Raw genomic sequence first — 24,060 nt, 5'->3', positions numbered from 1 at the left:
TTGCGGATCCTGTGAGGGGACTTGCGGGCCGGGGCAACGGGCAGGGCCGCCCCGGCGCGATGGCTCAGAACGACCGGGCGGCGTCGATCAACTGCTTGCCCAGATCTCCGGCCTTTTTCAGATAGCTGTCATAGACCGGAGCCGAGGCCTTTTTCCAAAGTTCGATTTCGTCGGCGGTGGGATGATAGATCGTCATGCCGTGCTCCTTGGCGGCGGCATAGGCGTCGGCCTCGATTTGCGAAACGCGGTCACGCACGTCGATTTCCGCCTTGCGGGCGGCGTCCATCATCACCTTGCGGTGGGCCTCCGACAGGCCGTTCCACCAGTCGCTGTTGGCGACCACGACGAATTCGATATCGGCGTGGTTCGTGACCGTGATCGTGTCCATCACCTCCCACAGCTTGCGGGATTTCACGCCCGACACGCCGGTCATGCCGATATCGACGGTGCCGCGCTGATAGGCCAGGTATTGTTCGGACCCCGAAATCAGCGTCGGCGCGCCGCCCACGGCGGTGACGAAATCGCCCAGCGTCTTGCCAAAGACGCGGACCTTCTTGCCCTTCATGTCAGCGGGTGCCCTGATCGGACTGCCATTGGACAGAAGGATCGCCCCGCCATAAGCCTGCCACCACAGCACGGTGGATCCGGTGCCCTTGATCGCCTCGTCGATCGGGCCGCGCACCGGGCTGCCCGGCGCGGTCGCCTTGCGCACCTTTTCCTCGGAGTTCAGCAGGAACGGCATGTAGAACACGTCCACCGCCGGGATGTCGCCGACATAGCGGGTCAGCGAGGCCACGCCCATCTCGATCGCGCCAGAGCCCACGGCGGCGGGCACTTCCTTGTCCTTGTAGAGCTGGGCGCTGTCGTAGATCTCGACCTTGATCTCGCCGTTCGAGGTCTTTTCGACCTCTTCCTTGAACAACAGCAGGTTCTGGCCCAGGTGGCTCTTCAACGGCAGTTGCAGCGAAATCCGCGCGGTGACCTGTTCGGCAAAGGCCGGAAGCGCCAGGCCCACGGCAAGCGCCGCGCCGGCGACGATGGATGCGATTTTCATGTTTTCTCCTCCCAAAGACTGCGCGCATGATTGGCGTCAGTATGAGAGTCGTCAAGGTTTTCCTGTGCAGTTCCCGAGATTTGCAGGCTCAGGCATAGCCGCGGCGCAGCTTCGTCGCGGCCAGTTTCCGCCGGGCCTGCTCGGCCTGTGCGCGGTCGGGATAGGATTCCACCAGGCTTTGCCCGCCGCCGCGCCCGATACGGCCCCAGCGGCGCACCAGCAGCCATGTGCCGAACAGGTCGCGGGTGATTTCGATCGCATAGAACCGGTGCATGTTGGCGCCGGCGTCGTGGCGTTCCAGCCAGATCATGCGGTCACCGTCCAGAACCGGTAACGGTCCTGCCCCGTGAGTTCGCGCACCAGTCCCCGGTCGGCGAACAGGTTCAGGTTGCGCCGGGCCGAGGGACGCGAGGCGCCGGTCGCCTCGGCCGCCAGTTCCGCCGACAGGACCGGGTGCCGCAGCAGTGCCGCGATCAGCGCCGGCGGCGTGCGCCCCGACAGGTCGGATGTGGCGGCAACGGCGCGGTCCCGCCAGGCGGCCAGCCGGTCCAGTTCCATGCAGGCCGCGACCGCCCCGGCCTGTGCTGCGGCATAGAATGTGGCCAGCCGCGCCCCGGGGCTGGCCGAGGATCCCGACAGGCCGTGCCGGTCCAGCCGGTGCCCCGGCGCCATCGGCAGAAACGGCGCCAGCCCCTGCGCGCCCACCAGCATCGCCGCGACCGAAGGCTCCAGCATCTCGTCCCACGGGCCGATCCCCAGCGTGCGCCAGGCGGCAAAGCCATGCGCCGCCCGGGTCAGCGGGTGACAGCGGCCCATCGCCGCCTGCGCCGCGGCCCAGTCCCGCCCCAGAGCCGCGAGATCGTCGCCCACCGGCCGGTCCTCGCCCGGCGGGGTGCGCGCGTCATGGACGTCCACGCGGCCCAGGAAATCGTGCAGGTCGTCGCCGGGCGGAGCGCCCGCGTCCAGCCGCCGGCAGGCCCAGCTCGCACGGGCCAGATCGCGCACCGTGTCGTCCGAACCCAGCCGCAGTTCGCGAAACAGCGCCACCTGTTCGGGCGAGAGCCAGACGCCTTCGCCGCGCAGCACCGCCACCACCGACTGCAGCGCCAGACGGGCCGCGACGCCCGCGGGCGCGCCGCGCAGACGTTCTCCGAACCGCGTGACCGCCTGCGCCGCCTCGATCAGATCGCGGTAGCATTCGGCCTCGGCCGCGGCCCAGGCGCGCGGCTCCAGCGTCGCCTCGCGCGGGGCGACGGGCCAGGGCGGATCGGTGGGGGCGGCATCCTCGGGCGGGCCGGGCAGGAACCACAGGTCGTCCTCGTCCACCGGGTCCGAGTCATAGATCGACCCCGGCGAAAGCTGTTCATCGTCCTTGTTTTCAATGCCCGACGCCATTTGCCGGCCACGTTAGCCGAAAACTTGCGCGTTGACCAATCTTTCCGCCTCGGGTATCGGCGCGCGGCGCAGCGGCGGGGCGGGAACGTATGAAACATACGTTTCTTCGGTTGACCGACGCTAAAACAGATGAATAATTTTACCGTTCGCGTGGGGGAGGCCGAGATTCGTGGCAGGAACCAGTTCCATCGAGGACCGGGTAGCGAGCCATTACGCCGATCTCAGCGCAAGGCTGAAGGACGCGGCGGATTACGTCGTCAACAATCCGGTCGAGGTGGCGACACGGTCGCTGCGGTCGGTTTCGGCGGCCAGCGGGGTGTCGCCGGCCACCCTGTCGCGGCTGGCGCGGGTGTTGGGCTATGAAAGCTACGAAGACCTGCGCGAACAGACCCGCAGCGCGGTGGGCACGCGGGTGATCTCGTTTTCCGAAAAGGCGGCGTTGCTGAAATCGCAGGCCACGTCGCCGCAATCCATGCTGGACCGGCAGGCGGCGGCCTGCATGGACAACATCGCCGAGCTGGGCCGCAGCATCGACCGGGACCGGCTGGCGCAGGCGGTGGAGGCGATGGGCCGTGCCCGCAACGTGATCCTGTTCGGCGCGTTCGGCTCCACCGGCATCGTCGAATACATGGCCTATCTGGCGCATTACTTCGCCACGAACTGGACGTTGGCGGGGCGGATGGGCGCCTCGCTGGGCGCGGCGCTGGCGGCGATCGGGCCGGACGACATGCTGCTGATCGTGACAAAGACGCCCTATGCCAACCGCGCGGTCACCGCGGCCGAGGTCGCCCGGCGGCACGGCGCGCAGACCATCGTCATCACCGACAGCCATGCCTGCCCGGCGATCCGGCATGCCAGTTTCCATTTCATCGTCCCCTCGGACAGCCCGCAGTTCTTCTCCTCCTACGTTGCGACGCTGACATTGCTGGAGACGATGATCGCCATGCTCGTGGCGCAATCCGAGCAGGACCCGGCCGACCGCATCCGCGAGGTCGAGGACCGAAACCGAAGCCTGGGCGAATTCTGGGCCGACTGAAACCAATTGCAAACCACAATCAAGAGGGAGTTTGACATGTTTGCGAAACTGAAACTGGGCGGGGCGATCCTTGCCGCGTCGCTGGTGGCCGCGCCGCTGGCGATGGCGCAGGAATTCATCACCATCGGCACCGGCGGCGTGACCGGGGTGTATTACCCGACCGGCGGCGCGATCTGCCGTCTGATGAACAAGAACCGCAAGGAATCGGGTATCCGCTGCTCGGTCGAATCCACTGGCGGCTCGGTCTACAACATCAACACCATCCGCGAGGGCGAGCTGGAATTCGGCGTGGCCCAGTCGGACTGGCAGTATCACGCCTATCACGGCACCTCGAAATTCAAGGATCAGGGGCCGTTCGAGGGCCTGCGCGCGGTGTTCTCGATCCACCCCGAACCGTTCACTGTGGTCGCCCGCGCCGATGCCGGCATCAAGAGCTTTGAAGACCTCAAGGGCAAACGCGTGAACATCGGCAACCCCGGTTCGGGCCAGCGCGGCACCATGGAAGTGTTGATGGAGGCCATGGGCTGGACCACCGACGACTTTGCGCTCGCGACCGAGCTGAAGGCGGCGGAACAATCCGCGGCGCTGTGCGACAACCAGATCGACGCGATGGTCTATACCGTCGGCCACCCGTCGGGCTCGATCCAGGAGGCCACCACTGCCTGTGATTCGGTTCTGGTGAACGTGACCGGCCCGGCGGTGGACAAGCTGGTCGCCGAAAACCCGTTCTACCGCTATGCCACCATTCCGGGCGGCATGTATCGCGGCAATCCCGACGACGTTAAGACCTTTGGCGTGGGCGCGACTCTGGTGACCTCGGACAAGGTCAGCGAAGATGCCGTGTATTGGCTGGTGAAGTCGGTGTTCGACAATTTCGACGACTTCAAGAAGCTGCACCCGGCCTTTGCCAACCTCAAGGAAGAGGAAATGATCAAGGACGGTCTCAGCGCTCCGCTGCATCCCGGCGCCGTCAAGTATTACAAGGAACGCGGCTGGATGTAAGGTCCGCGCATCGGTTAAGGGAAATGGGCGCGGCCGGTCGAACCGGCCGCGTCGGGGGCGCCACATGACGCGCCCCCTTTCGGCGTGACAGAGCGGCCGGACAAGTGCCGCCAGCGGGAGCGACAGGGATGACGGAAGACAAGGCCGGCGGACGCCAGCTCAGCGAGGAAGAGCTTCAGGAACTGGTCGCCGCCACGGATGCGGGCGGACGCAACCCGGTGGGGCCGGTGGGCACGATGCTTGCGGTGATCGCCTTCGTCTGGTCCGCCTTTCAGGTGATCCTCGCCTCGCCCATCTCCAACAACGTGCTGCCGGGCGACATCGTCAACAATTCGCGCCAGATCCATCTGGCCTTTGCGATCTTTCTGGCCTTCATGGCCTATCCGGCGCTGGCCTCGAGCCCGCGCCACAGGATCCCGGTGCAGGACTGGATCATGGCGCTGGTGGGCGCGTTCATCGCGCTTTACGGGTTTTTCTTTTACGAAAAGATTGTCGCCTCCGGCGGATTGGCGGACGACACAGACAAATGGGTGGCGCTGATCGGGCTTATCCTGCTGTTCGAAGCAGCGCGCCGCGCGCTGGGGCCGGCGATGGCGGTCATCGCCACGATCTTTCTTCTGTATGTGTTCTTCGGCTCCTCGGAATGGGTGCCCGAAGTGATCCGCTGGAAGGGCGCCACGCTGAAAAAGGCGATGAGCCATATGTGGATCACGTCCGAAGGCGTCTTTGGTATCGCGCTGGGGGTGTCCACCAAGTTCGTGTTCCTGTTCGTGCTGTTCGGCGCGCTGCTGGAGAAGGCCGGCGCCGGCAACTACTTCATCAAGATGGCGTTCGGTGCGCTGGGGGCGCTGCGCGGCGGGCCGGCCAAGGCTGCGGTCGTAGGCTCGGCCGCGACGGGGCTGATATCGGGGTCGTCCATTGCCAACGTGGTGACCACCGGAACCTTTACCATCCCGCTGATGAAACGCGTGGGCTTTTCCAGCGAAAAGGCCGGCGCGGTCGAGGTGGCAAGTTCCGTGAACGGCCAGATCATGCCCCCCGTGATGGGGGCCGCGGCCTTTCTGATGGTGGAATATGTCGGGATTTCCTATGTGGAGGTGATCAAGCACGCCTTTCTGCCGGCGGTCATCTCCTACATCGCGCTGGTCTATATCGTGCATCTGGAGGCGGTGAAGAACCGGATGCCGACGCTGGGCGACAAGGCGGTGAACCTGGGCCGCACCATCGGCGGCATGGCGCTATTCTTCGCGGGCTTCGCGGCGCTGTGTTATGGCGTGCAGTATCCGGTGCGCTGGATCGTGGCGATGGTTCCCGAGGGCGCCGGTTGGGTGCTGGCGCTGTTGACGCTGGTGGCCTATGTCGCGCTGCTGTGGCTGGCCGCGCAGGAACCGGATCTGGAGTCCGACGATCCCAACGCGCCGCAGGTCGAGCTGCCGGACGTGTCGCATATCTACAAGACGGGGCTCTACTACCTGCTGCCGATCATCGTGCTGGTCTATTTCCTGATGATCGAGCAGAAATCGCCGGGCCTTTCGGCCTTCTGGGCGACGTTCCTGCTGTTCTTCATCCTGCTGACCCAGCGGCCGATCAAGGCGGTGTTCCGCGGCGAAAGCGAGGTCGCGAATGCGTTTCGCGCCGGCGTGACCGATTTCGTTCACGGCATGATCGACGGGGCGCGCAACATGATCGGGATCGCGCTGGCCACCGCGACGGCGGGGGTGATCGTCGGCACGGTGACGCTGACCGGCGTGGGGCAGGTGATGGCCGATCTGGTCGAGTTCCTGTCGGGCGGCAACCTGATCCTGATGCTGGTTTTCGTGGCGCTTCTGTCGCTGGTGCTGGGCATGGGGCTGCCGACGACGGCGAACTACATCGTCGTCAGTTCGCTGATGGCGGGGGTCGTGGTGCAGCTGGGCGCGCAGTCGGGGTTGATCGTGCCGCTGATCGCGGTGCATCTGTTCGTGTTCTATTTCGGCATCATGGCGGATGTGACGCCTCCGGTGGGGCTGGCGAGTTTCGCGGCCGCCGCCGTGTCGGGGGGGGACGCGATCCGCACCGGCTTTGTCGCGTTCTTCTACTCCTTGCGCACGGTGGCGCTGCCTTTCGTGTTCATCTTCAACACCGACCTGTTGCTGATCGATGTGGGCTGGGTGCAGGGGATCATCGTTTTCGTGGTGTCCACGGTGGGCATCCTCGTCTTCACCGCCGGCACGATGGGCTGGTTCGTGACCCGCTCGCGCATCTGGGAGACGGTGGCGCTGTTGCTGATCGCCTTTGCCCTGTTCCGGCCGGGGTTCTTCATGGACCAGGTTCAGGATCCCTGGCGCGAGGTGCCGCTGGACCGGTTCGTCGAAGAGGTTGGCGCGGCCGCGCCGGGCACGCAGATGCGGCTGGTGGTGGCGGGGCCCGATTTCGACACCGGCAATATGAAGGAAACTCATTTCACGCTGGAGATCGGCGAGGGCGCGACCGGCGATGAGCGGCTCGAGGCGCTGGGGCTGGTGGTGTTCGAGGAAGACGGTCTGATGAAGATCGAGGAACCCTTCCCCGGCAAGCCGTTCTTCGAGAAGATGCAGAATTATGACTTCTACGGCGACGATCCGGTGCATCTGGTATCGGTGCTGGAAGAGGCCGACCGGCTGCCCAAGGAGCTGGTGTTCATTCCCGCGCTTTTGCTGCTGGGTCTGATCGCGTGGTTGCAGAGCCGCCGGGCGGCCAGAACAGAGGAGGCGATGGCATGACGATCCGGTCCATCCTGTGCGCGCTGGACCTGAGCCAGCCTGAAATCGACGACCGCCCCCTGCTGGTGGCGGCGGATCTTGCGCGGCATCACGGGGCGCAGCTGGACGTGATGACGGTGGTGCCCAGTTTCGGCGTGGGCGAGGTGTCGTCGTTCTTCCCCGAGGGCTATCAGGACGAGGCGCGGGAGGCGGCCCGGGAACGGCTGGTCGCGCATGTGGCCGAGGTGCTGGGGGCGGAGGAAAACGCCAGGGTGCGGCACGAGGTGGCGGTGGGCAAGGTCTATCGCGAGGTGTTGCGCGTGGCCGAGGAGGCCGGCAGTGACCTGATCGTGGTGGGGGCGCACAACCCGGAGCTGCGCGACTATCTTTTGGGGTCGAATGCGGCGCGAATCGCGCGGCATGCGAGTTGCTCGGTCTATGTGGTGAGGTGATGGGCGAGAAGGGGGCGCTGCCCCCGTCCGCCCGTGCCGGGCGGACTCCCCCGGGGTATTTCCGACCAGAAAGAAGCGGCGGATTGCGGGTTGCTTTCGGGGCCGGCGCGGCTTAGTTTCCGCGCCACCTCGGGGTGCCCTGCGTTGACAGGGCTGAGACGCGACGCGAACCCGTTGAACCTGAACCGGCTAATACCGGCGGAGGGAAGGAAATGGACATCCCCGTTCCCCTTGCCCTGTCGCCGCACAGGAGGGTGCCATGAAGTATCTTGCATTTGCAGCGGGAGTGATGGCGGCGGGGGCGGCCGTGGCTGCCGAGAAGCCCGTGCTGACCGTCTATACCTATGACAGTTTCGTATCCGACTGGGGGCCGGGGCCCGCGGTCGAGAAGGCGTTCGAGGCCGTTTGCGGCTGCGATCTGAAGCTGGTGGGCGCGGGCGATGGCGCGGCGCTTCTGGCGCGGGTTCGGCTGGAGGGCGCGCGGACGGAGGCGGACGTGGTGCTGGGGCTGGACACGAACCTGACCGCCGCGGCGCGTGCCACGGGGCTGTTTGAGCCGCATGGGGTGGAAGCCGAATACGACCTGCCGATCCGGTGGGAGGATGACACCTTCGTCCCCTATGACTGGGGGTATTTCGCCTTTGTCCACAACGCGGGCAAGCCTGCGCCTGCGAATTTCCGGGAACTCGCCGACAGCGATCTGAAGATCGTGATCCAAGATCCGCGGTCGTCGACTCCGGGGCTTGGGCTGCTCATGTGGGTCAAGGCGGCCTATAAGGATCAGGCCGGCGAGATCTGGGAGGGGCTTGCGGACAACATCGTTACGGTGACCAAGGGCTGGTCCGAGGCCTATGGTCTGTTTCTGGATGGCGAGGCGGACATGGTGCTGAGCTATACGACATCGCCGGCCTATCACCTGATCGCGGAAAACGATTCCAGCAAGGCGGCGGCGGCATTCGACGAGGGTCACTACATGCAGGTGGAGGTCGCGGGCAAGCTGGCGGGCACGGATCAGCCGGAGCTGGCCGACCGGTTCCTGCAGTTCGTGGTATCGGACGCTTTCCAGTCGGTCATTCCGACCACGAACTGGATGTACCCGGCCGTCACGCCGAAGGATGGCCTGCCCGAGGGCTTCGAGACGTTGGTCAAGCCGGCGAAGTCGCTGCTGTTGCCAGAGGATGAGGCGGCATCGATGCGGGATGCGGCGCTGGCGGAATGGCGCGACGCGCTGAGCCGGTAGGCGCGGCTGTCGGGATTGGCGCGGCGGCCGTCGTCGCGGCGCTGATCCTCGGTGCGTTGCTGGCCGTTTTCCTGCGGGCCGAAGCGGGGGCCGGGCTGGGGCCGGCGGACTGGGCCGCAGTGCGGTTCACGGTTCTGCAGGCGGCTCTGTCGGCTGGGGTCAGCGTGACGCTGGCGGTGCCGGTGGCGCGCGCGCTTGCCCGGCGGCGGTTTCCGGGGCGGCGCTGGCTGATCGCTCTGATGGGCGCACCCTTCATCCTGCCGGTGATCGTCGCGGTGCTGGGGCTGTTGACGGTGTTCGGCCGAGGCGGTTGGGTCAGTCATCTGCTGGGCTGGGCCGGGTTGCCGCCGTTGCAGATCTACGGGCTGCATGGCGTGGTGCTGGCGCATGTGTTCTTCAACCTGCCGCTGGCGGTGCGGCTGATCCTGCAGGGCTGGCAGGAGATCCCGGCCGAGCGGTTCCGGCTGGCCGCCCAGCTGGGCGCCGGCCCGCGCGAGGTGCGGCGGCTGTTGGAATACCCGATGCTGGCGCGGGTGGCGCCGGGGGCGCTGGCGGTGATCTTTGCCATCTGTCTGACCAGCTTTGCGGTGGCGCTTACGCTCGGCGGGGGGCCCAAGGCGACCACGGTGGAACTGGCGATCTACCAGGCCTTTCGGTTCGACTTCGACCTTGGCCGGGCGGCGATGCTGTCGGTGATCCAGATCGTTCTGACCTGTGCGGCGGCGCTGGTGGCGGTGCGCGCGGCGCGGCGCGACAGCCCCGGCGGCGGTCTGGATCGGCCGATTCGGCGCTGGGATGCAACCGGACGCGGGGCGCGCGTATGGGATACCGGATTGATCGGGCTGGCCGCGCTGTTTCTGTTGTTGCCGCTGGCGGCGGTGGTTCTGCGGGGGGCGGCAGGCGTGGTGGACCTGCCGGGCGTGGTGTGGTTGGCGGCGTTGATCTCGGTTCTCGTCGCGGCGATCAGCACCGGCCTGTTGCTGGTTCTGGCGCTGCCGATGGCCGCGGCGGTTGCCGTGGGGCGGCGCGCCGGCATGGAGATCGCCGGCCTGTTGGGGCTGGCGGCATCGCCGCTGGTGATCGGCACGGGCCTGTTCATCGTCATCAACCCGGTGGCGGATCCGTTCGCGCTGGCCTTGCCGGTGACGGCGCTGGTGAATGCGGTGATGGCGCTGCCCTTTGCGCTGCGGATCCTCGTGCCGCGTGCGGTGCAGGTGGTGGAGCGATACGGGCGGCTGGGTGCGTCGCTGGACCTGCGCGGCTGGAACTTTGCGCGGATCGTGCTGTTGCCTCGGATGCGCGCGCAGATCGGGTTTGCCGCGGGGCTGGGGGCGGCGCTGTCGATGGGGGATCTGGGCGTGATCGCGCTGTTTGCCGACCCCGAACACGCCACGCTGCCCTTGCAGATCTACCGGCTGATGGGATCCTATCGGATGGAGGCGGCGGCCGGAGCGGCGCTGCTGTTGCTGGCGCTGTCGATGGGCGCGTTCTGGGCGCTGGATCGGGGAGGGCGCTGGCATGCTGAAGCTTGAGGGCGTGGTGATCCGCAACGGGGCATTTGCCGTGACTGCGGATTTCGAGGTGGCCGATGGCGCCAAGGTGGCGGTGATCGGGCCTTCGGGCGCGGGCAAGACCACGCTGATCGAGGGGATCGCCGGGTTTCTGGCCGTGGAGCGCGGGCGGATCCTTTGGGACGGGCGCGACATCACCGCCGAACCGCCGGGCCGGCGGCCGGTGGCGATGCTGTTTCAGGACGGCAACCTGTTTCCGCACCTGACAGTGGCACAGAACGTGGGGCTGGGGATTCGGCCCGATCTGAAACTGGATGCCGATCAGCGGGCGCGGGTGGCGCGGGCGATTGCGCGCGTCGGGCTGGCGGGGCTGGAGGTGCGCAAGCCCGCAGAGCTGTCGGGCGGGCAGCAGAGTCGGGCGGCGCTGGCGCGGGTATTGGTGCAGGGGCGGCCCTTGGTGCTGTTGGACGAGCCCTTTGCCGCGCTGGGGCCGGCGCTGAAGGCGGAGATGCTGGATCTGGTCGCGGGGCTGGTGGCGGAGACCGGGGCGACGCTGATGATGGTGAGCCACGATCCGGGCGATGCGCGGCGGATCGCGGATCAGGTGGTGCTGGTGGCCGAGGGACGCGCGCATCCGCCACAAGAGACGACGGCGCTGCTGGACGCGCCACCGCCGGTGCTGCAAGACTATCTGGGAACAGCCTGACCGACGGAGCCGGCCCGATGCACCCGAATCCCGTTTTCCATGACCGCGACGACGCGGAGAACCTTGCCTTTGCCGCCGAGCGCGGCTTTGGCGTGCTGGCGGTGTCGGCCGAGGGTGCGCCGATGCTGGCGCATGTGCCCTTCGTGCTGGAGGGGCGGGTGGCCGAGTTGCACCTGATGCGGTCGAACCCGATCGCGCGGGCGCTGTCCGGGCCTGTGGCGGCGCGGATCGCGGTAAGCGGGCCGGACGGCTATGTTTCGCCGGACTGGTACGGGACGGCGGATCAGGTTCCGACGTGGAATTATGTGGCGGTGCATCTGACCGGGCGGCTGGAGCGGTTGGCGGATGCCGAGTTGCGCGGGGTGCTGGAACGGCTGTCTGAAGCCTTCGAGGCGCGGCTGGCACCGAAGCCGGCCTGGCGGATGGAGAAGATGGAGCCAGACGCGTTGGCGCGGATGATGCGGATGGTGGCGCGGTTCCGTTTCACGGTCGAGGCGGTGGAGGGCACCTGGAAACTGGCGCAGAACAAGCCCGAAGGCGCGCGTCTGGGTGCGGCGGAAGGGATTGAGGCATCGGGAATCGGTTTCGAGGTTGCGGCCCTGGCGGCGCTGATGCGCGGCGTGTGACCGCGGAGGGCGTGACTTTCGGCGCGGAACCAAGGGGGCGCTGCCCCCTCGGCCCTGGCGGGCCTCACCCCCGGGGTATTTCGGACCAGAAAGAAGCAGGGGGCTGGGGGTTGTGGTGTGGCACCGGTCGGGTAAGCCGTCCCGGAACCGATTGGAAACGGAAGCTGGCCGATGAAACTTGTCTCGTCTCCCGCATCGCCCTTCGTGCGCAAGGTACGCGTCGTCCTGCGCGAGGCGGGGCTGGCGGATGCCGTGGAGGAGGTGCCGGTGGCGACCTCCGCGCTGAACACGGCGGACGAGGTCCGGGCGGCGAACCCGCTGGGCAAGATCCCGGCGCTGATTCGCGACGACGGCCGGCCGTTGTATGACAGCCGGGTGATCACGCGGTTTCTGGATGCGCGGGCGGGGGCGGGCCTGTATCCCGAGGAGAGGCTCTGGGACGTTCTGACGCTGGAGGCGACCGGGGACGGGATCATGGAGGCGGCGGTGCTGTGCGTCTATGAGCGCCGCCTGAGGCCAGAGGCGCAGCAGTCGCCGGACTGGATCGAGGCGCAGTGGAACAAGGCGATCACCGCGGTGCGCCACGTCAACGACAGGTGGATGGATCATCTGGCCGGGCCGGTGGATGCGGGGCAGATTGCGGTCGGTTGCGCGCTTGGCTATCTGGATTTCCGCCATGGCGACCGGAACTGGCGGCAGGGAAATGACGCGCTGGCCGGCTGGTTCGAGGCATTCGAATCGCGGCCCGCAATGGTGGACACCCGGCCCGCGGACGGCTGACGGTGACAAAAGTCCCGAAAACATATTCCAAATCGTGTATGTGTGTGGCCTCTTAGGCACAAGCGCGGCATTTTGCAACCCCCTGCGCGCGAATGACCGCTGGACGAAGGCCGAACGCCCCGCTAGATACCCGCCCTGAAGCTGCCGCGCCGCGCGCGGCGCATTCGCATGTCAGCCCGCCACGGGCGCTGGAAACGGAGAAAAACTCGTGTCCCACGCAGAAGATCACGAAGGCACCCGGAGGGACTTCCTCTATTACGCCACTGCTGGCGCCGGTGTCGTGACCACGGCGGCAGCCGTCTGGCCGCTGATCGATCAGATGAACCCCTCGGCGGACGTTCAGGCGCTGTCGTCGATCTTTGTCGACATCAGCGGCGTCGAGCCGGGCACTCAGCTGACCGTGAAATGGCGCGGCAAGCCGGTGTTCATCCGCCGCCGCACCCCCGAAGAGATCGAAGCGGCGCGGTCCGTCAAGGTCGAGGAGCTGGTGGACCCCAAGGCCGAGAACGCAAACCTGCCGCCTGATGCGCCCGCGACCGATGAGAACCGCGCTCTGGACGAGGCCGGCGAATGGCTGGTGATGGTCGGCGTCTGCACGCATCTGGGCTGCGTGCCGCTGGGCGACGGCGCCGGCGAATTCGGCGGCTGGTTCTGCCCCTGCCACGGGTCGCATTACGATACGTCGGGCCGGATCCGCAAGGGACCTGCGCCGCGCAACCTGGACGTGCCGGTGGCCCAGTTCGTCGACGAAAACACCATCAAGCTCGGCTGAGGAGACTCGAGAATGTCCGGTATCCCGCACGACCATTACGAGCCCAAGTCGGGCTTTGAGAAATGGCTTCACGAGCGCCTGCCGATCGTGGCGCTTGCCTATGACACGCTGATGATCCCCACGCCGAAGAACCTGAACTGGTGGTGGATCTTCGGCATCGTTCTGGCCTTCTGCCTGGTGCTGCAGATCGTCACCGGGATCATTCTGGTGATGCACTACACGCCGCATGTGGACCTGGCCTTTGCCAGCGTCGAGCACATCATGCGCGACGTGCGTGGCGGTCACATGTTGCGCTATCTGCACGCCAATGGCGCCTCGCTGTTCTTCTTTGCCGTCTATGTCCACATCTTCCGCGGGCTGTTCTACGGCTCCTACAAGTCGCCGCGCGAAGTGACCTGGATCATCGGCATGCTGATCTATCTGTGCATGATGGGCACCGCCTTCATGGGCTATGTTCTGCCCTGGGGTCAGATGTCGTTCTGGGGCGCCACCGTGATCACCGGCCTCTTCGGCGCGATCCCGTTCGTGGGCGAGCCGATCCAGACCTGGCTTCTGGGCGGGCCGGCGGTGGACAACGCCACGCTGAACCGCTTCTTCTCGCTGCACTATCTGCTGCCCTTCGTGATCGCGGCGCTGGTGGCGGTGCATATCTGGGCCTTCCACACCACCGGCAACAACAACCCGACGGGGATCGAGGTGCGCCGCGGGTCGAAGGAAGAGGCCGAGAAGGACACGCTGCCGTTCTGGCCCTATTTCGTCATCAAGGACCTGTTCGCGCTGGGTGTGGTTCTGATCGTGTTCTGGGCGATCGTCGGCTTCATGCCGAACTATCTGGGACACCCCGACAACTACATCGAGGCCAACCCGCTGGCGACGCCTGCGCATATCGTGCCGGAATGGTATTTCCTGCCGTTCTACGCGATCTTGCGCGCGTTTACCTCGGACGTGTGGGCGGTGCAGTTCGCCAGCTTCATCACCGGCGGCATCATCGATGCCAAGTTCTTTGGCGTGCTGGCCATGTTCGGCGCGATCATCGCGATGGCGCTGGTGCCGTGGCTTGACACTTCCTCGGTGCGCTCGGGCAAGTATCGGCCCATGTTCAAATGGTGGTTCTACCTTCTGGTCATCGATTTCCTGGTCCTGATGTGGCTGGGCGCGATGCCGGCCGAAGAGCCCTATGCCAGCTTCGCGCTGATCGGTGCGACCTACTGGTTCGCGTATTTCTTCGTGATCCTGCCGATCCTCGGCGTGATCGAGAAGCCGAGTCCGATGCCGGCGACGATCGAGGAAGACTTTGAAGCCCATTACGGCAAGAAAGCGGCCGAAACGCCCGCCGAATAAGAGAAGGGACCGGAAACGATGTTCAAGAAACTTGCAATCGGTGCCGCCTTTGCTCTGGCGCTGGCTCCGGCCGCGTCCCTGGCGGCCGGCGGCGAGGGCCATGTCGAGGACTTCGCGTTCTCGTTCGAAGGGCCGTTCGGCACCTATGACCGCAACCAGCTGCAGCGGGGTCTGCAGATCTATACCGAGATTTGTTCGTCCTGCCACGGGCTGAAATACGTTCCGATCCGCACCCTGGCCGACGAAGGAGGGCCGCAGCTGCCCGAGGAGCAGGTACGCGCCTATGCCAAGAATTTCGAGGTCTGGGACGAAGAGCTGCGCGACTACCGCGAGGCGACCAGCAACGACCATTTCCCCGAGTCCGCCGATGAAAATGCGCCGGACCTGAGCCTGATGGCCAAGGCGCGCGCGGGGTTCCACGGGCCCTACGGGCTGGGGATCAACCAGCTGGTGCGCGGTATGGGCGGGCCGGAATACATCGCCTCGATCCTGACCGGCTATACCGGCAAGGAAAAAGAGGAAGCGGGCACGATCTTCTACGAGAACACCGCCTTTCCCGGCGGCTGGATCGCCATGGCGCCGCCGCTGGCGGGCGAGGACGTGGAGTTCGCCGACGGGCATTCGAACGAGTTGCATCACGAGGCGCAGGACGTGGCGGCCTTTCTGATGTGGGCGGCCGAGCCGAAGATGATGGCGCGCAAGCAGGCCGGGTTCGTCGGTGTGCTGATGCTGACCGTGCTGACGGTTCTGCTGTATCTGACCAACAAGCGCCTGTGGGCGCCGCACAAGGGCAAGAAACAGGCCTGAGCCATTTTTCTGTCCGGAAATCGTCCCCCGTCGCAGGATATGCGGCGGGGGTTTCGTTTCATGACCCTTGGCAGGTGGGGGCGCTGCCCCCGTCCGCCCTGTGGGCGGACTCCCCCGGGGTATTTCGGACCAGAAAGAAGCAGGGGCGATCAGGCGGTCAGTCGGGTCGCGGTGGCGCCGGTGATGCGGGCGGTGACGATCCGGCCTTCGGGCTGGGGGGCGGCGAAGGTGACTTCGGCGAATTGTTCGGTCCGGCCCATATGCGGGTTTTCCATCAGGATCCGGTGGGTGCGGCCGATCTGGTCGGCCAGGTGGCGGCGGACACGGGCGGCGCCGGCTTCGCGCAGGCGGGCGGCGCGGGCCTTGATCTCGGCGCCCGGCACCTGCGGCATGCGGGCTGCGGGCGTGCCGTTGCGCGGCGAATAGGGAAAGACGTGCAGCCAGGTCAGGCCGCAGTCTTCGACTAGCCTGAGCGAGTTTTCGAAATGCGCCTGCGTTTCGGTGGGGAAGCCCGCGATGATGTCGGCGCCGAAGGTGATGTCGGGGCGCAGGCGGCGGACCTCTTGCGTGAAGCGGATCGCGTCGTCGCGCAGATGCCGGCGTTTCATCCGTTTCAGGATCAGGTCGTCGCCGTGCTGCAGCGACAGGTGCAGATGCGGCATCAGGCGCGGTTCGGTAGCGATGGCCTGCATCAGTGCGTCGTCGGCCTCGATCGAGTCGATCGAGGAGATGCGCAGGCGGGGCAGGTCGGGCACGAGTTTAAGGATGCGCAGCACGAGATCGCCCAGCCGCGGCGTGCCCGGCAGGTCGGCGCCCCAGCTGGTCAGGTCCACGCCGGTCAGGACGACCTCGTTGAAGCCGCGGTCCACGAGCCGCTTGATCTGGTCGACCACGACGCCGGCGGGGACCGAGCGCGAATTGCCGCGCCCGTAGGGGATGATGCAGAAGGTGCAGCGGTGGTCGCAGCCGTTTTGCACCTGGACATAGGCGCGCGAGCGGGTGCCGAAACCGTCGATCAGGTGGCCGGCGGTTTCGCGCACCGACATGATGTCGTCCACGCGTGCCTTTTCCGTGTCGCCGATCAGCCCGCGGGCGAGGTCCGTCCAGGTGCCGGGGCGCATCTTTTCGGCATTGCCGATCACCGCGTCCACCTCGTCCATTGCGGTGAAGGTGTCCGGTTCGGTCTGCGCCGCGCAGCCGGTGACGATCAGCCGCGCATCCGGGTTCTCGCGCCGCAGGCGGCGGATTTCCTGGCGCGCCTTGCGCACGGCTTCGGCGGTGACGGCGCAGGTGTTGACGATCACCGCGTCGCCAAGTCCGACCTCGGAGGCGAGCTTCTTCATCGCCTCGGTTTCATAGGCGTTGAGCCGGCAGCCCAGCGTGGTGAAGCGTGGCGCGGTCATACGGCGCGCTCCAGGAATTCGGGCGTGAGCGTGCCGGTGAACACATGCGCGGTGGGGCCGGTCATCCAGACGCCGTCCTCGCGCCAGTCGATCCAGAGCGTGCCGCCGTCAAGGTCGATGCGCACCTTGCGCCCGGTGAGCCCGCGCCGCGCCGCCGCCACGGCCGTGGCACAGGAGGAGGAGCCCGAGGCCAGCGTCACGCCCACGCCGCGTTCCCAGACCCGCATGCGGATATGGTCCGGGCCAACGATCTGCGCGATCTGCACGTTGGTGCGTTCGGGGTAGAGCGGGTGGTGTTCGTAGAGCGGCCCGAACTCTTCCAGCGTGACGCGTTCGGCATCCTCGACGAAGAAGGTGCAATGCGGGTTGCCCATGCCGGTGGCGGTCGGGGCGCCTTCGATCGGCAGCTCCAGCGTGTCCACCTCTTCGGCAAGCGGGATGTCGCGCCAGTCGAGTTGCGGCGGCCCCATGTTGACCGAGGTCAGCCCGTCGCCCGCGTCCGCGGCCGTCAGTGTGCCGCGGTCGGTGGTGAGGATCAGCGTATCGCGGCCCGATTCGTTCATCAGGAAACGCGCGATGCAGCGGGTGGCGTTGCCGCAGGCGGCCGAGGTGGAACCGTCGGCATTGTAGAAGATCAGGTGCGCGTCGGCCTGTGCCGGATCTGCGGGCGCCGCGATCACGGCAAGCTGGTCGAAGCCGACGCCGAAATGCCGGTCGGCCACGGCGCGGGCCAGCGCCGGGGTCACGGGATTGGCGCCCGCGCGCGCATCGACAACGACGAAGTCGTTGCCCAGCCCTTGCATCTTCATGAAGGGCAGACCGCTATGTTCCGGCGTGCGCATGGCGCGCATATAGCGGCGCTTTGCAGGTTAATCCAGACAGGGGCGATTTTTTCTCAGATTCGGGCTTGACCGCCCCGCGATGCTTTCATAGTTAGGCCGCCGTCAGCGGTTGATCGGCCCGGTCGGGTCGGACGCTGGCGAGAGTGGGCCGTTAGCTCAGTTGGTAGAGCAACTGACTTTTAATCAGTGGGTCGCAGGTTCGAATCCTGCACGGCTCACCACTCGATCCCAGAGCGATTGTCAAATTGCTGCCGGCACGGGGCCGGGTTCCGGTGTTCCTTGAGCGGCGCGATTGGCGGCTTGAGAGAGTGCCGTAAACACGTCGGCAAAAGCCACAAGATAAACCGCCCAGGGTTCGGAGGGAGGATCTGGCGCGGCCCGAAGGAGCTCCTTTGACCGACCTTGGCATCGCCCTGGAAAGTCCCCTCCCGCTTGCGGCGTGGTCCACTTCGTGATTCGCTTCCAAGGCGCCGGGCGGGCGCGGTCAGGACGCGCCCGTGCAGGGCCGGATGGACTGATCGGCGTCAGGCGTCCTGTTCGACCATCTGCGCCGGCAGCTCCACCTGCCGGCCCGAAATGCGCAGCGCTCCGGCCTCGCTCAGCCGGCGCAGGCTGCGCGTCACGGTTTCGGGGGCCAGCCCCAGCGCGGCCGCGATGTCGGCCCGCGACAGCGGCAGACGAAAGCGTAGTATGCCGTCCGGGTCGGGGCCTTGATCGGCGGACAGGTCGCGGATCAGCCGCAACAGGCGCGCGCGGTTGTCGCCGCGGCGCGAATGGGCCCGCAACTGGCGGCTGCGGCGCAACTCCTCGGCGCAGCGCAGCGCCAGATTGCCCATGACGCGCGGCGATCCCTCGACCACGGCGCGCGCATCCCGCGCCGCCACCACGCAGACGCGCGAGGCCACAAGCGTGCGCGCCTCGGTGTCATGCGGCTGCATCTCAAGGAACGATCGGAACCCGAAGATGTCGCCTGGGCGCACCAGCCGGACGAAGCTGTAATGACCATCCGGCCGCATCGACCGCAACGCCACCAGGCCCCGTGACAGGCAATAGACCGTGTCGCCGGGTGCGCCCTGGGCATAGATCATCTCTTCACTCGCCAGCTGGCGGCGGTTGAAGCCCCGTTCCAGCCGCGTCCGGCAGTCGCGCGTGACCGGCCACCAGATGCTGGTGGCGCGAAAGCCGCAGGCGCCGCAGGGGTGATCCCGTTCCGTGGAAAAATGCCTGTTCATGGGCGGGATGGTCGCTTTCCGGTCGGGCGACGGCAAGGCGAAAACCGTGCGAATTTCCGGCTCGGTGCCGCCCGAGTGATCCAAATCCTGACAATCGTCAGTTTTCGACCGGGCCGGCAATGCTAAGCGCGCCGGAAAAAGGGGGATTCATGCCAACCGACAGCATGACCGGTGCGCCGGAACATTCGACTTTCACCCATGATCGGAGCGCGCATCGCGCAACAATCGCGGTTACGCCGGCGGATCGGCCGCCGATGCCCGCGTCGCGGCCCGGACCGGTCCCGTTTACCCGGCATTTCCGCCTTTACCGGCGCGATATCCTGTCGGCGCAGCCCGCGCATCTGTTCCGGGCATGGATGGCCGAGATGTGCACGCCCTTCTTCCGGTCGTTCCTGTGCAACGACCCGGAACTGGTGGATCGCGTGCTGCGCGCGCCCGCAGAGGCGTTCCCCAAGTCGGAACGGATCCGGGTCGGGCTCAAGCCGCTGCTGGGCGAATCGATCTTCATCTCCAACGGCGATCTCTGGGCGTTTCAGCGCCGCATCATCGACCCGGCCTTCGAAGGCGGCCGGCTGCGCACCGTCTTCCCGGCCATGCGGGACAGCGGGGTTGCGGCCGCCGAGCGCTTGGCGCCTCTGGCCGACGGGCGAGCGGTCGAGATCGAGGCCCAGACCAGCCATGTGGCGATGGACGTGATCTTTCGCACCCTGTTTTCGGTCCCGATCACGCATGACGTCGCCGCCGCCGCCTTTACCCAGTTCCGCGCACACAAGGAGAGCCAGCCGGTCGCCAATGTCGCGGCGCTCATGCCCTGGCCGAAATGGGTGCCGCGGTTTCATTCGCGCCGAACGCGCCGGACCGCGCGCAACATCCGGGCGCTTGTGGCGCAGCTGGTCGAGACCCGCGCGGCCGAGATCGCGCAGGGCCGCGCGTCCGACGATCTGGCGACCAAGATCATGACCACGCGCGACCCGGTCACGGGACGCCGGTTCACGAAGAAAGAGATGATCGACCAGGTGGCCATCTTCTTTCTGGCCGGGCACGAAACCTCGGCCGCTGCGCTGGCGTGGTCTCTCTATCTTCTTGCCCGCTATCCTGACTGGCAGGAAAAGGTCGCAGCCGAGGCGCTTGCCGTGATCGAACCGGACAAGATCTATTTTTCGGCGCTGTCGAAACTGCGCCTGTCGCGGGCGGTGTTCCGCGAGGCGATGCGGCTCTACCCGCCGGTTCCGATGATGGTGCGCGAAGCCGCCTGCACGACCGAATTCAGGGGACGCGCGGTGCCCAAGGGGGCGCAGGTGGTTCTCAGCCCCTGGCACCTGCACCGCCACGAACGCCTTTGGGACGCCCCGCATGATTTTGATCCATCCCGCTGGGAAACGCCCAATGGCAAGGCCTGCCTGCGCGCGGCCTATATCCCGTTTTCCGCCGGCCCCCGTGTCTGCCCCGGTTCGGCCTTTGCCATGGCCGAAGGGCCGCTGATCCTGTCGCTGCTGGTGCGGGCCTTCCGGTTCACCCGCGCGCCGGGCCGGGATCCGGTGCCGGCTGCGCATCCGACGCTGCGCGCCCGCGATGGCATCCACCTGTGTCTGGAGCCGCGGCGCGCATGACCACCCCACACAAAGGAGCATCCGCCCCATGACCGCGATCCCCGGCGCCGAACCGGCCGCTGGCGAGTTTGTCCGACCCAGCGCCTGGCCCTACTGGATGACGCTTGCCTTCGTGCCGCTGGTGCTGCTGGCGTTGTGGCAGGGCGGCTGGACGATCGCGCTCATCCCCTTCTACGGCTGGGTTCTGATGCCGCTTCTCGATCTGCTGGTCGGTGGATCCGAGGAAAATGCCGACCCCGATACGCCCGAAAGCGAACTGTTCTGGTTCAAGCTGCTCACCTGGATCTGGTTCCCGCTGGAATTCGCGCTGGTGTTCGGCGCGATCTGGGCGATCACGCGCGTCGGCGGTTATGGCACGGTCGAGGAATGGGCGCTGATGTTCGGCATCGGTGTCACCACCGGAACGGTGGGTATCGTCCATGCGCACGAGCTGTTCCACAAACCGGGCCGGTTCGAGCGCAACCTGGGCGATCTGCTGATGGCGCTGGTGCTTTACGGGCATTTCCGCACCGAGCATCTTCTGGTGCATCACCCATGGGTCGGCACCCCGCGCGACACCGTGACCGCGCGCTATAACGAGGGGTTTCATCGGTTCTTTCCGCGCGTGCTGTGGCAGGGGCCGCAATCGGCTTGGCGGGCGGAAAGGGCGAAGCTTGCCCGCGCGGGCCGCTCGGCCTTTCATCCGTCGAATCCCATCTGGAAATACATCCTGTTGCAGGCGATGTTCCTAGCGCTGGCCTTTGCCATCGGCGGCTGGAAGGGCGTGGGGCTGTTTGCCTTCCAGGCGCTGGTCGCGGTCTGGCAGCTGGAGCTGACCAACTATGTCGAGCACTACGGCCTGACCCGGCGTTACCTCGGCGAGGGGCGCTATGAACCCCCCGCGCTGCATCATTCGTGGGATTCGGCGCACCGCCTGTCGGGTCTGCTGCTTCTGAACCTGCAACGGCATGCCGACCACCACATTCACCCCCAGCGGCGCTATCCGCTGTTGCAGATCTATGGCCCCGAGCGCGTGCCGCGCCTGCCCACCGGATATCCGCCGCTGACGGCGATGGCGATGATCCCGCCGCTGTGGCGCAGGGTGTTCAACCCCCGCGTTCGCGCCTGGCGCCGCTTCTACTACCCCGACATCGAGGACTGGACCGCCTACAAGACGCTGTCGCTGCCCATGCCCCGAAATGCGGGCTGACGCTGCTGCGGCATGCGTTCCGGCGCCGTGGCCTATCGCCGGAACGCCAGGGACAGGGTAAAGGTATAGGTGTCCCGCGAAAGGCCCTTTGGCGCGGGCGGGAAGCGGCCGGCCCGTGCCACGGCGTTCAAGGCGGCCCTGTCGAAAAGACGGCGGCCCGCCGAACGAAGCAATTTCGTGGCAACCAGCCGACCGGTCCGGTCCACGGTCAGCGCCACGCGCGCGGTGCCCGAACCGGAGGCTCCGCGCGGATAGATCAGACGGCGGTGGACCTTTTTCTGGATCCGGGCGCCCCATTGCGCCAGCAGGCGGTCGCGGCCCCCCGATGTGTTGGATTGGGTCTTGTCCGCGCCCTTTTTGCCGACCTTGCGATCGGCGGGCGCGCCGCCGCCCGAGGCCACCTGCGCCGGGATCGCGGGGGCCGCGTCGCGGGATTTGTCCGCATACGCCCGGGCGGGCGGGGCCGGGCGTGCGGGCCTGCGCGCGGGCTCCTGCAACCGGGGCGGTTGCGCTGCCTTGACCGGGGCCGGAGGTGGTGGGGGCGCGGCGGTTGCTGCCTCGGGCGGTACCGGCGGCGCCGGGGTTGTCCGATCGGACCGGGGCAGCGGATCCGGCTTGACCACCGCCAGCGCCTGCGACACGGGCCGAGCGGCCGGCTGTATGGGTTCGAGGGGCCGGTCGGGCGGGGTATCGACCCGTTTCGCGATAGCGGGTTGCGGCGCCTGCCCGAGTGCCGGCGGGCGCGTCCAGGACCGGGCCAGCGCGGCCAGTCGCGGGGTGGCCGGTGCAAGGGTCAGCCTTGCCGTGCCCGGTCCTCCGTCGGACGCGGTGCCCTGGATCCGGGGCGCCAGTTGCCAGGCGCCGACATGAAGGCCGGCGGCCAGGGTCAGGAATATGACCGCCTCGGCCGGGCGCATCAGTCGGCCCCGGCAGGCGCCGGCACGGTGGCCAGCGACAGGTCGGCAAAGCCCATCCCCGCCAGCCGGGGCAGCAGGGCGGCCAGATCGCGCGCGGGCAGAGCCTCGTCGGCGCGGATCAGAAGCGGCGCGGCCCGGTCAAGCGCGGAGAGCGCGTCGAAAACGGCATCGCCCCGGGCATCGCCAAAGGCCAGCGCGCCGTCGGCTCCGATCAGCAGGACCGGGGTGCCGGTTCTGGCCGCGTCACCGCCGTCAGCCGCGGGTGGGGTAATCTCGAACGGGTCGGGCGGGGCGATCTGCGCGGTCATCAGGAAAAAGATCAGCAGCAGGAACACGACGTTGATCATCGGGACGATGTTTTCGGACCGGGTGCGGAGGCGGGGGGTGCAGAACTGCATCGGCCTATTCCACGATGACGAGCCGGGTCAGGCCGGCGGCGCGCAGGGCATCGATCACCGCGATCAGCCGCGCCAGACGGGTTCCATTGCCCGCGCGCACCAGAACCGGCGCATCGGGCTCCGGCATGAGCGGGGCCAGTCGCTCGGCCAGCGTGTCGATTTCGGCTGGCCCGCCGTTCAGGGTGACGATATCGGGCAGCACCGTTATCAGGCGCGGCGGCCCCTCCCAAGACACGTCGCCCGCCCCGCCAGCGGTCAGGGGAAGGGCGGTTTCGTGGCCGAAGCGCGAGGCCAGCATGAAGAACACCAGAAGCAGGAACACCACGTCGATCATCGGCGTGAGGCTGGGCCGCCGCCGCGGGCGCGGTTCGGCAAAGGCGAACATCAGCCCCGCCCCCCACGGACAAAGATCCGGGTGGCGGCGTCCTCCATGTCCGCCTGCAGCGCGTCGGCGACGCTTTCGAACCAGCTGAGCGCGACGCCCGCCGGGATCGCAACCGCCATGCCGGCGGCGGTGGTCAGAAGCGCCTCCCAGATGCCGCCGGCCAGCGCCGAGGGCTCGGCGCGCGCGCCGGCCTGTTGCAGGGTCTGGAATGCCTCGATCATGCCCAGCACCGTGCCCAGCAGGCCCAGCAGCGGCGCGATCGTGGCGATCAGCTCCAGCGCGCGCAGGCCGCGTCGGGCTTCGGCCAGATCGGCGCGGGCGGCGCGGGCAGTTTCCTCGCGCGCGGCGGCGTCGTCCAGCGCCGGGTCGAGCCGCGCCGACATCGCCGCATGGGCGAGCCGCGCCCGCAGGCTGCGGCGCCCCGCGACGGTGGCCAGTGCGGCCTCGGCCTGGCCTTCGGTCCACAGCCGGATCGCCTGCGCGGTGGCCGCGCCCGACCACGCGCCCAGACGCGCAAGCTGCCATGTCTTCCACAGGATCAGGGCCAGCGTCAGCACGCTGAGCGCCGCGATCAGCCACATGGTGGGACCGCCGCGATCGAGAAACTCCAATAGCGATTGTGGGATCATGGGCGTTCACTCC

24 protein-coding genes, 1 tRNA gene and 1 riboswitch are annotated in these 24,060 nt (G+C 67.2%); of the genes, 15 read left to right on the top strand and 10 right to left on the bottom strand.

Annotation, left to right across the window (positions count from 1 at the left end):
* Positions 1–64: 64 nt before the first annotated feature.
* The 3 genes from C4S70_RS07105 to C4S70_RS07095 all read right to left on the bottom strand — a co-directional run bounded on the left by C4S70_RS07105 (position 65) and on the right by C4S70_RS07095 (position 2,449).
* On the bottom strand, positions 65–1,054 hold the full coding sequence (locus tag C4S70_RS07105) for a TRAP transporter substrate-binding protein (RefSeq protein ID WP_104007413.1): 990 nt from the start codon (positions 1,052–1,054) through the stop codon (positions 65–67).
* An 88-nt stretch (positions 1,055–1,142) separates the two neighbouring features.
* The gene (locus C4S70_RS07100; protein WP_104007412.1) at positions 1,143–1,364 is read right to left on the bottom strand and encodes a WGR domain-containing protein; all 222 of its coding nucleotides are present in this window, start codon (positions 1,362–1,364) and stop codon (positions 1,143–1,145) included.
* Positions 1,361–2,449 (bottom strand): helix-turn-helix domain-containing protein, encoded by a 1,089-nt coding sequence (locus C4S70_RS07095; RefSeq protein WP_104007411.1) that lies wholly within the window; start codon positions 2,447–2,449, stop codon positions 1,361–1,363. Before C4S70_RS07095 ends, C4S70_RS07100 begins: the two co-directional genes overlap by 4 nt.
* A 169-nt stretch (positions 2,450–2,618) precedes the next feature.
* Here C4S70_RS07095 and C4S70_RS07090 point away from each other — a divergent pair, with 169 nt between their 5' ends.
* The 12 genes from C4S70_RS07090 (at position 2,619) to C4S70_RS07035 (ending at position 15,442) form a co-directional block, all read left to right on the top strand.
* Complete coding sequence (locus tag C4S70_RS07090; RefSeq protein ID WP_104007410.1) at positions 2,619–3,485, top strand: MurR/RpiR family transcriptional regulator; 867 nt, start codon at positions 2,619–2,621, stop codon at positions 3,483–3,485.
* Between the two features lie 36 nt (positions 3,486–3,521).
* Entirely contained in the window at positions 3,522–4,487 is a 966-nt protein-coding gene (locus C4S70_RS07085) for a TAXI family TRAP transporter solute-binding subunit (protein WP_104007409.1), read from the top strand.
* Between the two features lie 128 nt (positions 4,488–4,615).
* Positions 4,616–7,228, top strand: coding sequence for a TRAP transporter permease (locus C4S70_RS07080; protein ID WP_104007408.1), 2,613 nt, complete (start codon positions 4,616–4,618; stop codon positions 7,226–7,228).
* The gene (locus C4S70_RS07075) at positions 7,225–7,659 is read left to right on the top strand and encodes a universal stress protein (protein WP_104007407.1); all 435 of its coding nucleotides are present in this window, start codon (positions 7,225–7,227) and stop codon (positions 7,657–7,659) included. Before C4S70_RS07080 ends, C4S70_RS07075 begins: the two co-directional genes overlap by 4 nt.
* A 120-nt stretch (positions 7,660–7,779) precedes the next feature.
* Positions 7,780–7,883, top strand: a riboswitch (TPP riboswitch).
* A gap of 35 nt (positions 7,884–7,918) precedes the next feature.
* On the top strand, positions 7,919–8,899 hold the full coding sequence (gene thiB / locus C4S70_RS07070; protein ID WP_104007406.1) for a thiamine ABC transporter substrate binding subunit: 981 nt from the start codon (positions 7,919–7,921) through the stop codon (positions 8,897–8,899).
* Complete coding sequence (locus tag C4S70_RS07065; protein ID WP_104007405.1) at positions 8,875–10,431, top strand: thiamine/thiamine pyrophosphate ABC transporter permease ThiP; 1,557 nt, start codon at positions 8,875–8,877, stop codon at positions 10,429–10,431. Before thiB ends, C4S70_RS07065 begins: the two co-directional genes overlap by 25 nt.
* The gene (locus tag C4S70_RS07060; protein WP_104007404.1) at positions 10,418–11,116 is read left to right on the top strand and encodes a thiamine ABC transporter ATP-binding protein; all 699 of its coding nucleotides are present in this window, start codon (positions 10,418–10,420) and stop codon (positions 11,114–11,116) included. Before C4S70_RS07065 ends, C4S70_RS07060 begins: the two co-directional genes overlap by 14 nt.
* Positions 11,117–11,133: 17 nt before the next feature.
* Positions 11,134–11,742 (top strand): FMN-binding negative transcriptional regulator, encoded by a 609-nt coding sequence (locus C4S70_RS07055; RefSeq protein ID WP_104007403.1) that lies wholly within the window; start codon positions 11,134–11,136, stop codon positions 11,740–11,742.
* 171 nt (positions 11,743–11,913) lie between these two features.
* Positions 11,914–12,522, top strand: a complete 609-nt coding sequence (locus C4S70_RS07050; RefSeq protein ID WP_104007402.1) for a glutathione S-transferase — start codon at positions 11,914–11,916, stop codon at positions 12,520–12,522.
* Positions 12,523–12,730: 208 nt separating this feature from the next.
* A complete protein-coding gene (gene petA / locus C4S70_RS07045; protein WP_104007401.1) occupies positions 12,731–13,294 on the top strand; it encodes a ubiquinol-cytochrome c reductase iron-sulfur subunit in 564 nt (187 codons plus the stop codon).
* 12 nt (positions 13,295–13,306) lie between these two features.
* On the top strand, positions 13,307–14,635 hold the full coding sequence (petB, locus tag C4S70_RS07040) for a cytochrome b (RefSeq protein WP_104007400.1): 1,329 nt from the start codon (positions 13,307–13,309) through the stop codon (positions 14,633–14,635).
* 18 nt (positions 14,636–14,653) lie between these two features.
* A complete protein-coding gene (locus C4S70_RS07035; protein WP_104007399.1) occupies positions 14,654–15,442 on the top strand; it encodes a cytochrome c1 in 789 nt (262 codons plus the stop codon).
* A 149-nt stretch (positions 15,443–15,591) separates the two neighbouring features.
* On the opposite strand, the gene mtaB is transcribed toward C4S70_RS07035, so the two are convergent.
* Together mtaB and dapF are read right to left on the bottom strand one after the other, a co-directional pair.
* Complete coding sequence (mtaB, locus tag C4S70_RS07030; protein WP_104007398.1) at positions 15,592–16,845, bottom strand: tRNA (N(6)-L-threonylcarbamoyladenosine(37)-C(2))-methylthiotransferase MtaB; 1,254 nt, start codon at positions 16,843–16,845, stop codon at positions 15,592–15,594.
* Entirely contained in the window at positions 16,842–17,696 is an 855-nt protein-coding gene (dapF, locus tag C4S70_RS07025) for a diaminopimelate epimerase (protein ID WP_104007397.1), read from the bottom strand. The genes mtaB and dapF overlap by 4 nt, the downstream gene beginning before the upstream one ends.
* A gap of 136 nt (positions 17,697–17,832) precedes the next feature.
* Between dapF and C4S70_RS07020 the strand changes: the two genes are divergently transcribed.
* Positions 17,833–17,908, top strand: a tRNA-Lys gene (locus tag C4S70_RS07020).
* Positions 17,909–18,211: 303 nt separating this feature from the next.
* Here the strand turns inward: C4S70_RS07020 and C4S70_RS07015 are convergent.
* Positions 18,212–18,919: a Crp/Fnr family transcriptional regulator gene (locus tag C4S70_RS07015; RefSeq protein WP_146064185.1), complete on the bottom strand. Its 708-nt coding sequence runs from the start codon at positions 18,917–18,919 to the stop codon at positions 18,212–18,214.
* A 254-nt stretch (positions 18,920–19,173) separates the two neighbouring features.
* Between C4S70_RS07015 and C4S70_RS07010 the strand changes: the two genes are divergently transcribed.
* Entirely contained in the window at positions 19,174–20,529 is a 1,356-nt protein-coding gene (locus C4S70_RS07010; protein WP_104007464.1) for a cytochrome P450, read from the top strand.
* Between the two features lie 28 nt (positions 20,530–20,557).
* Positions 20,558–21,718, top strand: coding sequence for an alkane 1-monooxygenase (locus C4S70_RS07005; RefSeq protein WP_104007395.1), 1,161 nt, complete (start codon positions 20,558–20,560; stop codon positions 21,716–21,718).
* Positions 21,719–21,750: 32 nt separating this feature from the next.
* Here the strand turns inward: C4S70_RS07005 and C4S70_RS07000 are convergent, their stop codons facing one another.
* Genes C4S70_RS07000 through C4S70_RS06985 form a run of 4 tightly spaced genes read right to left on the bottom strand, consistent with a single transcriptional unit; the run spans position 21,751 to position 24,047 of the window.
* Positions 21,751–22,635, bottom strand: coding sequence for an energy transducer TonB (locus tag C4S70_RS07000; RefSeq protein ID WP_104007394.1), 885 nt, complete (start codon positions 22,633–22,635; stop codon positions 21,751–21,753).
* The gene (locus C4S70_RS06995) at positions 22,635–23,033 is read right to left on the bottom strand and encodes an ExbD/TolR family protein (protein ID WP_104007393.1); all 399 of its coding nucleotides are present in this window, start codon (positions 23,031–23,033) and stop codon (positions 22,635–22,637) included. Before C4S70_RS06995 ends, C4S70_RS07000 begins: the two co-directional genes overlap by 1 nt.
* A 4-nt stretch (positions 23,034–23,037) precedes the next feature.
* Positions 23,038–23,418, bottom strand: a complete 381-nt coding sequence (locus tag C4S70_RS06990) for an ExbD/TolR family protein (RefSeq protein ID WP_104007392.1) — start codon at positions 23,416–23,418, stop codon at positions 23,038–23,040.
* Positions 23,418–24,047, bottom strand: coding sequence for a MotA/TolQ/ExbB proton channel family protein (locus C4S70_RS06985; protein ID WP_104007391.1), 630 nt, complete (start codon positions 24,045–24,047; stop codon positions 23,418–23,420). The genes C4S70_RS06990 and C4S70_RS06985 overlap by 1 nt, the downstream gene beginning before the upstream one ends.
* Between the last annotated feature and the right edge of the window lie 13 nt (positions 24,048–24,060).

This window comes from Jhaorihella thermophila (assembly GCF_900108275.1).
GTDB lineage: Bacteria > Pseudomonadota > Alphaproteobacteria > Rhodobacterales > Rhodobacteraceae > Jhaorihella > Jhaorihella thermophila.
The sequence above is the reverse complement of the archived record's forward strand: the minus strand, read 5'-3'. Positions and strand labels throughout refer to the sequence as shown.

Coding starts and splice junctions, on each gene's coding strand:
- C4S70_RS07080 (WP_104007408.1), top strand. CDS start 4,616: ATGACGGAAGACAAGGCCGGCGGACGCCAGCTCAGCGAGGAAGAGCTT.
- C4S70_RS07060 (WP_104007404.1), top strand. CDS start 10,418: ATGCTGAAGCTTGAGGGCGTGGTGATCCGCAACGGGGCATTTGCCGTG.
- C4S70_RS06995 (WP_104007393.1), bottom strand. CDS start 23,033: ATGCAGTTCTGCACCCCCCGCCTCCGCACCCGGTCCGAAAACATCGTC.
- C4S70_RS07050 (WP_104007402.1), top strand. CDS start 11,914: ATGAAACTTGTCTCGTCTCCCGCATCGCCCTTCGTGCGCAAGGTACGC.
- C4S70_RS06990 (WP_104007392.1), bottom strand. CDS start 23,418: ATGTTCGCCTTTGCCGAACCGCGCCCGCGGCGGCGGCCCAGCCTCACG.
- C4S70_RS07010 (WP_104007464.1), top strand. CDS start 19,174: ATGCCCGCGTCGCGGCCCGGACCGGTCCCGTTTACCCGGCATTTCCGC.
- C4S70_RS07035 (WP_104007399.1), top strand. CDS start 14,654: ATGTTCAAGAAACTTGCAATCGGTGCCGCCTTTGCTCTGGCGCTGGCT.
- C4S70_RS07055 (WP_104007403.1), top strand. CDS start 11,134: ATGCACCCGAATCCCGTTTTCCATGACCGCGACGACGCGGAGAACCTT.
- thiB (WP_104007406.1), top strand. CDS start 7,919: ATGAAGTATCTTGCATTTGCAGCGGGAGTGATGGCGGCGGGGGCGGCC.
- C4S70_RS07000 (WP_104007394.1), bottom strand. CDS start 22,635: ATGCGCCCGGCCGAGGCGGTCATATTCCTGACCCTGGCCGCCGGCCTT.
- C4S70_RS06985 (WP_104007391.1), bottom strand. CDS start 24,047: ATGATCCCACAATCGCTATTGGAGTTTCTCGATCGCGGCGGTCCCACC.
- C4S70_RS07085 (WP_104007409.1), top strand. CDS start 3,522: ATGTTTGCGAAACTGAAACTGGGCGGGGCGATCCTTGCCGCGTCGCTG.
- C4S70_RS07095 (WP_104007411.1), bottom strand. CDS start 2,449: ATGGCGTCGGGCATTGAAAACAAGGACGATGAACAGCTTTCGCCGGGG.
- C4S70_RS07075 (WP_104007407.1), top strand. CDS start 7,225: ATGACGATCCGGTCCATCCTGTGCGCGCTGGACCTGAGCCAGCCTGAA.
- petB (WP_104007400.1), top strand. CDS start 13,307: ATGTCCGGTATCCCGCACGACCATTACGAGCCCAAGTCGGGCTTTGAG.
- dapF (WP_104007397.1), bottom strand. CDS start 17,696: ATGCGCGCCATGCGCACGCCGGAACATAGCGGTCTGCCCTTCATGAAG.
- C4S70_RS07065 (WP_104007405.1), top strand. CDS start 8,875: ATGGCGCGACGCGCTGAGCCGGTAGGCGCGGCTGTCGGGATTGGCGCG.
- C4S70_RS07015 (WP_146064185.1), bottom strand. CDS start 18,919: ATGAACAGGCATTTTTCCACGGAACGGGATCACCCCTGCGGCGCCTGC.
- C4S70_RS07100 (WP_104007412.1), bottom strand. CDS start 1,364: ATGATCTGGCTGGAACGCCACGACGCCGGCGCCAACATGCACCGGTTC.
- C4S70_RS07105 (WP_104007413.1), bottom strand. CDS start 1,054: ATGAAAATCGCATCCATCGTCGCCGGCGCGGCGCTTGCCGTGGGCCTG.
- C4S70_RS07005 (WP_104007395.1), top strand. CDS start 20,558: ATGACCGCGATCCCCGGCGCCGAACCGGCCGCTGGCGAGTTTGTCCGA.
- mtaB (WP_104007398.1), bottom strand. CDS start 16,845: ATGACCGCGCCACGCTTCACCACGCTGGGCTGCCGGCTCAACGCCTAT.